Raw genomic sequence first — 12239 nt, 5'->3', positions numbered from 1 at the left:
AGTGGTAGAATACTGAACTCTATAAACTATTCACAATATTAGCGGTATGATTCTTGTGAAAATTTGCAAATTTTTACAAGAAAGTGACCGCTTTAACAAGAAAGAAAAAATTATGATTTGGTATAAAGCTCTATTTTCCTTCCAAGGTCGTTTAAATCGTAAAGGATTTTGGATTGGCGTTGGATTAAATTTTTTATTCTTATTGATAATGGCAAATTTTATTATAGAAATTGAGACTTTGACAACATTGACAGTTTTACCCTTATTCGTATCAATGTATAGTTTTATTGCGATTATTATTAAGCGATTACATGATCGCAATCGTTCTGCAAAAGCACTTTTTATCTTAGTGGTGCCGATCTTATGTTATTTTACTTCCTTCGGCGCTCAAGGCAAGATGGCTTGGGCGTTGGGAGTAGTAATGCCGGTGTTTATTTCCACAACGTTACTTTTAGAGTGGGGTTGTTTCAAAAGTTTTCCTGACGCCAATGAATATGGTGAGCAGGGACTTTCTATTACATTTAAAGAATAAATTATGACTATAAAATTAAATTATCAAAAAACGCACTTTTTAATGAGTGCTCCAGATATTCATCATCTTCCTGAAGATGTTGGTGTTGAAATCGCTTTTGCTGGGCGTTCGAATGCAGGTAAATCGACAGCATTAAATGTACTGACTAATCAAAAAAGTCTGGCAAAAACCTCAAAAACACCAGGGCGAACTCAATTAATTAACTTATTTGAGGTTGAACCAAATTGTAAAATTGTAGATTTACCGGGTTATGGGTATGCTGCAGTGCCAGAGCAGGTGAAAATAAAATGGCAAAAATCGTTGGGAGAATATTTACAGCAACGTGAATGTTTGAAAGGAATTGTGATTTTAATGGATATTCGCCACCCTCTTAAAGCACTCGATCAACAAATGATTGAATGGGCGGTAGCATCTGATTTACCCATTTTACTGTTTTTAACGAAAGCAGATAAATTAAATCAAAGTGAACGTAATAAACAGTTAAAAATAGTGAGAGAAGCTATTTTACCTTTTCAGGGAAATATTGAAGTAGAATGTTATTCTGCACTGAAACGAACAGGTATCGATAAGCTTGCCAACAAACTAAATAGTTGGTTTGCTGAAATAATGATAGAACAAACAGATGCAACAGAGGAATAAAATTATGTATAACCAAGCAGAGTTAGATCAAGAAACCAATGAAATTATCACTGATTTATTCAATGATGGCAGTGATCCTAATGCACTTTATATTGTAGAGCATCATATTGCCCATAGAAATTTTGATAAATTAGAAAAACTGGTGATTGATATTTTTAAATTAGGCTATGAAATTGCGGATGCAGAAGAGTTTGAGGAAGAAGATGGTTCGACAATTTTCTGTTGTGATGTTGTCAGTGAAATTGAATTGAAACCAGAATTAATTGCTAAACAGCAACAAGAAATTTTACCGCTTATTGAAGAAGCGGGAGCAGAATATGAGGGCTGGGGCACTTATTTTGAAGATCCAAATGCACCAGATGAAGACGATGATGATATACAATTTTATGATGATGAGGAATAACGGTTCTTAATTATCAATAAAGATTATAAGTAACAGGTTTTTCCATTTTCGATTTTTATTACATTATCAAATAGATTTTGTACTTCATTAAGTTGGTGGGTGACCATCAACAAGGTGAGATGGTGTGTTTCACACACTTTAGCGACAAGACTTTGAAGCTCTTGGCGACGTTGTGGGTCAAGAGCGGAAAAGGGTTCATCCAGTAGTAAAATAGGTTTATGTTGTAACAAGGTTCTTGCCAGTGCAACACGCTGTTTTTGTCCGCCAGAAAGTTGATCACAACGGCGATTTATCAAGTCATCAATTCCCATTTGAGTGGCAATATCTGTGACTTTTTCCTTTTGTTCCGCGGTTAATTTTAAACGAGGCTCTAAGCCTAATCCAATATTCTGCATTACCGTGAGATGGGAAAAAATATTGTTATCTTGAAATAACATTGCCACAGGACGTTGTGTCACAGAGGTGGAAAAATGATTTTCTCCATTAAGCCACAACTCGCCAGAAGTTGCTTGTTCAAAACCTGCAATTAAATTTAATAGTGTACTTTTCCCTGCCCCGCTTTCACCAACAATAGCGACTTTTTTACCTTTTTTAATCTGTAAATTAAATTGCATTGGCATTTGTGGATAATCGAAATTGAGGTTAAGTTTAATCATTAATAATTCTCTTTTCTTTAATACATAAAAAAGGTAACAAAGCACATAACATTAGCACTAAAGCGGTCACCGCAGCATCTTCAGTATGATAACTGCCAAGTTGTTGATAAAGCAAGTAGGGGAGTGAACTAAAATCAGGTGTACCAAAAAATGCAATAATAGAAAAACTGCCTAAACTGGCAGACATTGCAAAGGCAAACGCATTGATAAGCGGTCGAATTAAATAAGGCTTCTCTACAATCCACCAACGATTTACTCCTTTCAAATTCAAGGTTTGAGCCAGATTATTGTAACGAGCGAAAGCTTGATACATTGGTGAAAAGAGTAGCCGATAGATATAGGGTAGGAGTACTAAACCATTACACAAACCAACAATTAATAATAGCTGAGAAGTAGACAGTTCTGTTTCCATAAAAAATAAAAACAGACCAACCGCAAGTAAAAACACAGGTAAAATAAGCGGATAAGTTGTGACACCGGCAAGTAAACTTTGAGCCAATTTTTTATGATGAAAAGCTAATTGACGCGTTTCTAAAATTAATAAATAAGTAATCGTAATCACACTAATTGAGGCGATGATGCTAATAGATAAAGAGTAGCCAAATGCAATCCATAACGCAGGATTAAGTAATTTTCCTATAAAATTAGATACGATAACAGCTTCCCATACTATGCTCATAAGCGGTACGATTATTGCAAAAATTTGCAAAAATAATACCGCTTGTAAAAATAATTTAGACCAACCCAATGGCTTTGGTAACCAGTATTGTGTAGGGTGAGTAATAACTTTGGATGAAAAAGCGTAGCGTGTGGTGATATCCATTATAAGTTGTAAAAATACGCCTATAACAAGCTGAACCCCAATAAGTATTATTGCTTTTGTAAAATCAAATTCAAAAGTGACCGCTTGGTAAATGGCGACTTCTAAAGTGCTGTATTTGGGGCTACCACCAAGCATCAACACAATTGGAAAGCTAGTAAAACAGAGCAAAAAAACATTACTAAAGGCATAGGGTAAAATGCCTTTTAAGTGAGGTAATTCTACAATTTTAAAATAATTCCAACCTGTTAATCTTAGTTGAGAGGCGAGCTTAAATTGATTTTCAGAAATGAGTTGTAAACCTTCAAGGGTATATTTTGTTACCAGAGGAATGTTGAGTAGCAAATGAGCAATTAAAATACCCTGTAGTCCATAAATGGAAAATGACCATTGTATTCCCAAATAATCAAGGAGTTGTGCAATCCAGCCAGAATGCCCCCATATCCCCACGACGGCAAAAATAACAACAAGGGAAGGAAGTGACCAGACAAAACTGATGAGTCTATATAGAAAACCTTTACCTTTAAAATTCAAATAGAAAAAGGAGCGAGCTAATAAAATGCCAAGAAAAGTTGCAAGTACAGCAGATAATCCAGCTTGAATAACACTATATTTTACAATTTTTAAACTTTCTGAGACTGACCAAAAGGTATTTTCATTACTATGAGAGATAAAAGCATAAAAGCTGATACCATATAAGAATAAGATCAGAATATAAATGAGCCAAGCAGAAGATGTTGTAAAATAGCGTAACATAGTTTAATCAATGAAAAATAAGCGGTCAGATCTTAACAGTTTTTTGCAAATTTAGGGTAAATTGATCATCAAATTTTAGTTTAAATCTATTTTTTATATAAAAATTTTGATGAAACTTGATCTAATTAAAGATATTTGTATATTTTTGAATGCTTTTTTTTACTATTTGTAGTAAAGTTATTAAGATTTTTGGTAAATATAACCCAAAAACAGATTTTATTACTTTGAAAAAATCAATGAGGATTTAGTTATGTATTCAAAAGATGTAAAAATCGTTGGTGCTAATGGTTTGCACACTCGTCCAGCTGCTGAGTTTGTAAAAGCGGCAAAAGGTTTCGAGTCAAAAATTGAAGTGACAGTTGCAGGTAAAAGTGCAAGTGCGAAAAGTTTATTTAAACTTCAAACATTAGGATTAACGCAAGGAACCGTTATTACTATTTCTGCTGAAGGTGAAGATGAACAAAAAGCAGTGGATTTCTTAGTAGAACTTATCCCTACTTTAGAATAATTATTTCTATTTAAAAACAGCTTTCTGGAAACAGAAAGTTGTTTTGTTACATTTAAACATACACAAAGGATACATTATGATTTCAGGTATCGCTGCCTCTCCAGGTGTTGTATTTGGTAAAGCACTTGTCTTAAAAGAAGAACCTATTGTTCTTAACTCTCATAAAATTTTAGCGGATCAAGTTGAAGCGGAAAAAGCGAAGTTTTTTGCAGGTCGTGATAAAGCCGCCGCTCAATTAATTGCAATTAAAGAAAAAGCAAAACAAACGCTTGGCGAAGAGAAAGAAGCTATTTTTGAAGGTCATTTAATGATCTTAGAAGATGAAGAGCTTGAAGAAGAAATTTTAGCTTATTTAGAGGGAAATCTTGTTACTGCGGATGTCGCAACAAGTAAAATTATTGATATGCAAGTTTCAATGCTTGCTGATTTAGATGATGAATATCTAAAAGAGCGTGCAGGTGACATCAGCGATATTGGTAACCGTCTGTTACGCAATATTCTGGGTATGACAATTGTTGATTTGGGAGATATTCACGAAGAAGTCATTCTTGTTGCTTATGATTTAACACCTTCTGAAACAGCCCAGCTAAACCTTGATAAAGTACTTGGTTTTGTTACTGATATTGGTGGACGTACTTCTCATACCTCTATTATGGCTCGTTCATTAGAGTTACCTGCCATTGTAGGAACCAATAATATTACGTCTCTGGTAAAAACTGGAGATATGCTAATTCTTGATGCAGAAAATAATATGGTTCATATTAATCCTGAAAATGAATTAATTGAGCAATTTAAAGCATTAAAAGAAAAAGTTGAGCAAGAAAAAGTAGAGTTAGCAAAACTAAAAGACTTACCTGCTGAAACCTTAGATGGTCATCATATTGAAGTCGCATCAAATATTGGGACAATTCGTGATGTTGATGGTGCGTTACGTAACGGTTCTGAGGCTATTGGTTTATATCGTACAGAATTTTTGTTTATGGATCGTTCTGCTCTTCCAACAGAAGAAGAGCAATTTGAAGCCTATAAAGAAATTGTACAAGCAATGGATGGTAAACGTGTTATTTTACGCACAATGGATATCGGCGGTGATAAAGAATTACCTTATATGGACTTCCCTAAAGAAATGAATCCATTTTTAGGCTGGCGTGCTGTTCGTATAGGTTTGACTGATGAATATAGCCATATTTTAAAAGATCAATTACGAGCAGTATTACGTGCTTCAGCATTTGGGAAACTTGCAGTAATGTTCCCAATGGTTATTTCAGTAGAAGAAATTCGTACCTTAAAAGCATTAATTGAAGAGTTTAAAGCTGAATTACGTACTGAGAATGTGGCTTTTGATGAAAATCTTGAAATTGGTGTAATGGTTGAAACACCATCTGCGGCAATCAATGCTCGTCATTTAGCGAAAGAAGTGGATTTCTTTAGTATTGGAACCAATGACTTAACCCAGTATCTCTTAGCGGTGGATCGTGGAAATGAATATATCGCTCATCTTTATAATCCATTAGCTCCGTCAGTTTTAAATGTAATCAAGCAAGTTATTGATGCGTCACATAAAGAAGGTAAGTGGACCGGTATGTGCGGTGAGCTTGCTGGAGATGAACGTGCCGTTGCATTATTATTGGGTATGGGATTAGATGAATTTAGTATGAGTGCAATTTCAGTTCCTCGTATTAAAAAATTGGTACGTAATATGAATTATGCAGAGGCAAAAATATTAGCCGATAAAGCATTAGCTTGTCCAACAGCCCAAGAGATTGAACAACTAGTGGATAGTTTTTACGAAAAATTAAACTAAATACTTACAAATGGTCTATTTTGTATAGAATATACTTAGTTTTTATATTTTAGATATTATTAAGTCCCAACATACAGGAGATTATTATGGGTTTTTTAGATAAGTTATTTGGTTCAAAAAAAACAGAAGCCAAAGAAGTAAAAATTTATGCACCACTTACTGGTGAAATCGTCAGTCTTGAAGATGTGCCTGATGTGGTTTTCTCTGAAAAAATAGTCGGTGACGGTGTTGCAATTCGTCCAACAGGGGATACGTTAGTTGCACCAGTAAACGGTACCATTGGTAAAATTTTTGAAACTAATCACGCATTCTCTATTGAATCAGAAGATGGTGTTGAGTTGTTTGTCCATTTTGGTGTAGATACTGTTGAGTTAAAAAGTGAAGGTTTTACTCGTATTGCAGCTGAAGGGCAAAAAGTGAAAGTAGGTGATCCTATTATTAAATTTGATTTAGCACTACTTGAAGAAAAAGCAAAATCAGTATTAACACCAGTTGTGATTTCAAATATGGATGAAATCAGCAATTTAGTGAAAAAATCAGGTGATGTCGTTGAAGGTAAAACAGTTGTTTTAACGTTAACTAAATAATTTACCGATTATTTTAGGATAAACAAACCACGGTAAATACCGTGGTTTTTGTGTTTTAATCAGTAGGAGATAAAATGAATTACCAATCTTATCCAGCACCAAGTTATTTACAAAAATTAAAAATTGCAGTGCATTATATATTGCCACAGCTTGCTTTAACCCAAGTTGCAGGTTGGTTTGCAGAAAAAAAATGGGGAGTGGTCACTCATACGATTATTAATGTATTTGCGAAATTTTATAAAGTGAATTTATCAGAAGCAGAAAAAGAAAAACCACAAGATTACGCTTCTTTTAACGAATTTTTTATTCGTCCACTGAAAGCAAATGCCCGCCCTATCGTTGAACAGAAAAACGTTCTTTGTTTTCCAGCTGACGGTAAAGTAAGCCAATTAGGGCAGATTAAAGATAATCAATTACTTCAAGCAAAAGGGCATAATTTTACGTTAGAAACCTTACTTGCGAATGATGATGAATTAGTTGAAAAATTCCGAAATGGACAATTTATTACCACCTATTTATCACCAACAGATTACCATCGTGTACATATGCCTTGTGACGGTGTATTACGTAAAATGATTTATGTACCGGGTGAGCTTTTTTCTGTTAATCCATTTTTAGCAAACCATATCCCTGATTTATTTGCTCGTAACGAACGTGTCATTTGTGAATTTGATACTGAATTTGGTTCAATGGTACAAATTTTGGTGGGAGCGACCATTACGGCGAGTATGAGTACCGTTTGGGCAGGTGTAATTAATCCACCTCGTTCAAAAGAGGTAAAAGTATGGGAATATTCAGCAGAAGGTGAAGAGGCTATTTCATTGAAAAAAGGACAAGAAATGGGTGCTTTCCGTTTAGGGTCTACGGTGATCAACTTATTCCCACAAAGTAAAATTGAATTAGATAGTTCACTTGTTGAAGGAAGTGGAACAAAAATGGGTGAGAAGCTCGGTATTCAATTATAATTTTACTGACAAGCGGTGGGATAATATAAATTTTTTGCAAAATTTATTGAAAATCATACCGCTTGTTTTAGATTTTTTTCACTATTAACTGGTTTGATGTCTTTTTATTTCATCACAAAATGACATTAGTTATTTTATAATAGCCAGTGAAATCAATAAGTAACAAAGGATATAAAATGACAAATTTTGCAATGGTTTTTCCAGGTCAAGGTTCACAATCAATCGGTATGTTAAGTGAACTTGCGACACAATTTCCAATCGTAGAAGAGACCTTTAAAGAAGCCTCACAAGTATTGGGTTATGATTTATGGGATTTAGTTCAAAACGGTTCAGCAGAACAATTGAATGAGACACATCGTACGCAACCAGCACTGTTAACGAGTTCTGTGGCGATTTATCGTGTATGGCAACAACAATATCCAGATTTGAAACCAAGTGTAATGGCAGGGCATAGTTTAGGGGAATATTCCGCTTTAGTGTGTGCGGGCGTTATTCCTTTTAAAGAGGCGGTAAAATTAGTGGAATTGCGTGGTCAATTTATGCAACAAGCGGTACCTACAGGGACAGGGGCAATGTATGCAATCATTGGTTTAGACAATGAAACGATTATTAAAGCTTGTGAGCAGGCTCAAAGTCAAGCAAATGCCGGTGAAGTAGTATCTGCGGTAAACTTTAATTCTGTTGGACAAGTGGTAATTGCAGGTTCTAAAGACGCAGTAGAAAAAGCGGCTGAATTATGTAAAGAAGCAGGGGCAAAACGCACGTTACCTTTAGCCGTAAGCGTGCCTTCACATTGTGCGTTAATGAAACCAGCAGCAGATAAACTGGCAGAAGAATTAGTTAAAATTGAATTTTCAGCTCCGCAAATTCCCGTTATCAATAATGTAAATGTGGCGGTTGAAACTAATGTGGCGAGTATTCGTTTAGCGTTAATTGAACAACTTTACAGTCCTGTTCGTTGGACGGAAACTGTGGAAAAAATGGCAGAGCAAGGTGTGGAAACACTTTATGAAATTGGTGCTGGCAAAGTATTGACAGGTTTAACCAAACGTATTGTGAAAACCTTAAATGCTCAAGCTGTGAATGATATTGCTTCATTAGAAGCAGTTAAAAAATAAGGAAATTAAAATGACAAAAAAAATTGCATTAGTCACAGGCGCGACTCGTGGTATTGGGCGAGCAATTGCACAAGAATTAGTGACCAAAGGGCATTTTGTTATTGGTACTGCTACTTCTGAAAATGGAGCAAATACCATTTCTGATTACTTAGGCGAAAGCGGTAAAGGTTTAGTACTAAATGTGGCAGATGTTGAATCTATCGAAGCCGTTTTAAAACAAATTAAAACTGAATTTGGTGATATTGATGTATTAGTCAATAATGCAGGTATCACGCGTGATAATCTGTTAATGCGAATGAAAGAGGATGAGTGGTTTGATATTATGCAAACGAACTTAACGTCGGTATTCCGTTTATCAAAAGCTGTATTGCGTGCAATGATGAAAAAACGTTTTGGACGTATTATTACTATTGGTTCGGTAGTTGGTTCAATGGGAAATCCAGGTCAAACTAACTATTGTGCAGCAAAAGCAGGTTTAGTAGGTTTTTCAAAATCTTTAGCTAAAGAAGTGGCGGCTCGTGGCATTACGGTAAACGTCGTTGCACCGGGTTTTATTGCGACAGATATGACCGAAGAGCTAAATGAAGATCAGAAAAATGCTATTTTAAGCCAAATCCCAGCAGGTCAATTAGGGCAAGCAGAGGATATTGCTAAAGCGGTATCATTCTTAGCTTCAGAAGATGCTCGTTACATTACAGGGGAAACTTTGAATGTGAACGGTGGATTATATATGAGCTAATATAGTCTGATTTTAATTTGTTATAAAAATAAAATGGTTTCTCAATTTCAACAAAAATTGCAACAATTAATCACACCATCACAAAAGTTACTTGTAGCCTTAAGTGGTGGTGTGGATTCTGTTGTTTTGTTAGATTTACTTTGTAAAACTCAAGATAAATCAACATTGAGAGCCATTTATATTCATCACGGTTTAAGCAAAAATGCAGACGATTGGGCGGATTTTTGTCAGCAACTTTGCGATCAATATAGTATTGAATTAGTTATCAAAAAAGTTACCGTTGATGCGACAAAAAACATTGAAAATAGTGCCAGAACAGCACGTTATCAAGCCATTAGAGAAATAATTTCAAGTGATGAGATGTTGGTAACGGCACATCACTTAGATGATCAAACAGAAACCTTTTTTCTTGCATTAAAACGAGGCAATGGTTTAAAAGGATTATCTGCAATGCAGGAAGTTAGCTATTCACATCATTTCCCATTATTGCGTCCTTTACTTGCATTTTCTAAGCAGGAACTAACCGCTTATGCTAAAGAAAATCGTCTTAAGTGGATTGAAGATGAAAGTAATTTTAATACTGATTTTGATCGTAATTTTTTACGTCAAGAGGTTTTACCATTATTAAATCAACGCTGGAAACAGTTTCCCAGAATGGTGTCTCGTAGTGCGAAACATTGCGAAAACCAGCAATTACTCTTAGAAGAATTATTAAATGATGAGTTGCATAAAGTCGCAAATTTTGCAAAAAAATCATTAAATGTGACCGCTTTCTCTCACTTTTCAATACTTAAACAGCAACAGTTATTACGGTTGTGGTTAGAAAAATGTGATGTGATAATCCCTAGTGTGGCTCAATTAGCGCAATTAACGAATTTTATTCATATATCAGCAGATAAAAATCCACAATTAAAATTAGGTAAGCATATTATTCGCCGTTATCAATCACAGCTTTTTATTACTACCGAATTAGTGGATATTCCCCCTTTTTCAGAATACCTTGCTCCTAATAAGGGAATTAGGTTGCCCCATAACCTTGCAGAAATTACTCATTTTGGGGATCATCTTTTTTGTAAATTTTCACAACGAAGTGACCGCTATCTATTGCCTCAAGAATTGGCTAATCAAACACTAGAAATAAAATTAGGTTGTGTAGGTAAAGTAAAAGTACATAATAAATCACAACGTGAAGAGATGAAAAAAATTTGGCAACAACATCAAATTCCTACTTGGCTACGTTCTCGTACTCCTGTTGTTTTTTTTGAAGATCAATTATTAATGGTATTGCAATAAATTATATTCGCTTATTTATGTTTAAAATACACGAAATGCTAATATAAGTTTCATTTAATGAAAGAATAGTATTGATCCTAATTTATTTTTTACTACAATGGAGTTTCATTAAAAATATAACAATGGAGAAAACACAATGAATTTTCAAGATTTACACGCAGTTGCAGAGGAGTTTGGTGCTCCTATTTTTGTGTATGATGCACACAAAATCATTTCACAATATCAACGATTAACTAATGCGTTTTCTAATGTTCCAAAATTAAGGGTGCATTATGCAGTTAAAGCACTTTCTAATATATCCATTTTAGCGTTACTTAAAAAATTAGGTAGTTGTGTTGATACAGTCTCTATTGGAGAGGTCAAATTAGCCCTTAAAGCAGGGTTTGAACCTCAGCAGATTATATTTACACCCAATGGCGTTTCTTTATTAGAGATTGAAACTGTTGCACAGTATGGGGTACAAATTAATATTGATAATTTGAGTATGCTTGAAGAATTTGGTGAAAAATATCCAGCTATTCCTGTTTGTGTCCGTATTAATCCACATATTATGGCAGGAGGAAATTCTAATATTTCAGTGGGGCATATTGATTCAAAATTTGGCATTAGTATTCACCAGTTACCTCTTATTTTACGCATTGTTGAAAATACAGGAATGCGAATTAATGGCATACATATGCACACGGGGTCAGATATTTTAGATATTGAAGTTTTTTTACAAGCTGCAGAAATTTTATTTGATACAGCAATGCAATTTGCTGATTTAGAATTTATCGATTTTGGTAGTGGTTTTAAAGTGCCTTATAAGAAAGATGATATTGAAACGGATATTGAACTTTTAGGGGAAGAGCTTGGTGCTAGATTTAATAAATTTTGTACTGAGTATGGGCGAGAATTAACACTTGCTTTTGAACCCGGTAAATTTTTGGTGAGTGAGTCTGGATATTTCCTCGCGAAGGTAAATACGATTAAGCAAACGACATCCACAATTTTTGCACAAATCGATAGTGGTTTTAACCATCTTATACGCCCAATGCTCTATGGTGCGTATCATCATATAACAAATATTTCTAATGTTGATGGGAAACTAAGATTTTATTCGGTAGTGGGCTATATTTGTGAAACGGATACTTTTGCGTCTAATCGCCGTATTGCAGAGATCAAGCAAGAGGATATTTTGTGTTTTCATAATGCAGGTGCATATTGTTTTATGATGTCTAATAATTATAATTCACGTTTACGTCCAGCAGAAGTGTTATGGCACAATGGTAAAGGACATCTTATTCGTGAGCAGGAAACTTTTGAGGATTTGGTTCTTCATCAAAAAAGGGTAGAAATAGATATTTAGTGAAATTATTATGCTGAATAATCTCTTAAATTTAGAACTTGATCACAAAAAAAACTTTCTTTTAGTGCTAA

The 12239-nt window shown here is 34.6% G+C and carries 12 protein-coding genes and 1 pseudogene; 11 read left to right on the top strand and 2 right to left on the bottom strand.

Annotation, left to right across the window (positions count from 1 at the left end):
* The first annotated feature begins 112 nt into the window (after nt 1–112).
* Genes KGI96_RS07190 through rraB form a run of 3 tightly spaced genes read left to right on the top strand, consistent with a single transcriptional unit; the run spans nt 113 to nt 1574 of the window.
* Nucleotides 113–532: a DUF805 domain-containing protein gene (locus KGI96_RS07190; RefSeq protein ID WP_211597627.1), complete on the top strand. Its 420-nt coding sequence runs from the start codon at nt 113–115 to the stop codon at nt 530–532.
* A complete protein-coding gene (gene yihA, locus KGI96_RS07185; RefSeq protein ID WP_211597673.1) occupies nt 533–1171 on the top strand; it encodes a ribosome biogenesis GTP-binding protein YihA/YsxC in 639 nt (212 codons plus the stop codon).
* A 4-nt stretch (nt 1172–1175) separates the two neighbouring features.
* Complete coding sequence (rraB, locus tag KGI96_RS07180; RefSeq protein WP_211597628.1) at nt 1176–1574, top strand: ribonuclease E inhibitor RraB; 399 nt, start codon at nt 1176–1178, stop codon at nt 1572–1574.
* Between the two features lie 23 nt (nt 1575–1597).
* Here rraB and thiQ read toward each other — a convergent pair whose 3' ends face one another.
* The gene (gene thiQ, locus KGI96_RS07175) at nt 1598–2230 is read right to left on the bottom strand and encodes a thiamine ABC transporter ATP-binding protein (RefSeq protein WP_211597629.1); all 633 of its coding nucleotides are present in this window, start codon (nt 2228–2230) and stop codon (nt 1598–1600) included.
* Nucleotides 2223–3806: a thiamine/thiamine pyrophosphate ABC transporter permease ThiP gene (gene thiP, locus KGI96_RS07170; protein ID WP_211597630.1), complete on the bottom strand. Its 1584-nt coding sequence runs from the start codon at nt 3804–3806 to the stop codon at nt 2223–2225. The genes thiQ and thiP overlap by 8 nt, the downstream gene beginning before the upstream one ends.
* A 250-nt stretch (nt 3807–4056) precedes the next feature.
* Here thiP and KGI96_RS07165 point away from each other — a divergent pair, with 250 nt between their 5' ends.
* The 8 genes and pseudogenes from KGI96_RS07165 to lysA form a co-directional block, all read left to right on the top strand.
* Nucleotides 4057–4314 carry an HPr family phosphocarrier protein gene (locus KGI96_RS07165; protein ID WP_211597631.1) on the top strand — a complete coding sequence of 86 codons (258 nt, stop codon included), beginning with the start codon at nt 4057–4059 and terminating at the stop codon, nt 4312–4314.
* Between the two features lie 76 nt (nt 4315–4390).
* Nucleotides 4391–6118, top strand: coding sequence for a phosphoenolpyruvate-protein phosphotransferase PtsI (gene ptsI / locus KGI96_RS07160; RefSeq protein WP_211597632.1), 1728 nt, complete (start codon nt 4391–4393; stop codon nt 6116–6118).
* 86 nt (nt 6119–6204) lie between these two features.
* Nucleotides 6205–6705 carry a PTS glucose transporter subunit IIA gene (crr, locus tag KGI96_RS07155; RefSeq protein WP_211597633.1) on the top strand — a complete coding sequence of 167 codons (501 nt, stop codon included), beginning with the start codon at nt 6205–6207 and terminating at the stop codon, nt 6703–6705.
* Between the two features lie 74 nt (nt 6706–6779).
* Entirely contained in the window at nt 6780–7670 is an 891-nt protein-coding gene (gene asd / locus KGI96_RS07150; protein WP_211597634.1) for an archaetidylserine decarboxylase, read from the top strand.
* Nucleotides 7671–7846: 176 nt separating this feature from the next.
* Nucleotides 7847–8788: an ACP S-malonyltransferase gene (fabD, locus tag KGI96_RS07145; RefSeq protein ID WP_211597635.1), complete on the top strand. Its 942-nt coding sequence runs from the start codon at nt 7847–7849 to the stop codon at nt 8786–8788.
* A 10-nt stretch (nt 8789–8798) separates the two neighbouring features.
* Nucleotides 8799–9527, top strand: coding sequence for a 3-oxoacyl-ACP reductase FabG (gene fabG, locus KGI96_RS07140; protein WP_211597636.1), 729 nt, complete (start codon nt 8799–8801; stop codon nt 9525–9527).
* A gap of 33 nt (nt 9528–9560) precedes the next feature.
* On the top strand, nt 9561–10820 hold the full coding sequence (tilS, locus tag KGI96_RS07135) for a tRNA lysidine(34) synthetase TilS (protein WP_211597637.1): 1260 nt from the start codon (nt 9561–9563) through the stop codon (nt 10818–10820).
* Nucleotides 10821–10950: 130 nt separating this feature from the next.
* Nucleotides 10951–12168: pseudogene (lysA, locus tag KGI96_RS07130) on the top strand (diaminopimelate decarboxylase); the annotation flags it as partial.
* Nucleotides 12169–12239: the final 71 nt, after the last annotated feature.

It is taken from the genome of Phocoenobacter atlanticus subsp. cyclopteri (genome assembly GCF_018343795.1).
GTDB lineage: Bacteria > Pseudomonadota > Gammaproteobacteria > Enterobacterales > Pasteurellaceae > Phocoenobacter > Phocoenobacter atlanticus.
This window is presented reverse-complemented; position numbering and strand designations above follow the sequence as displayed.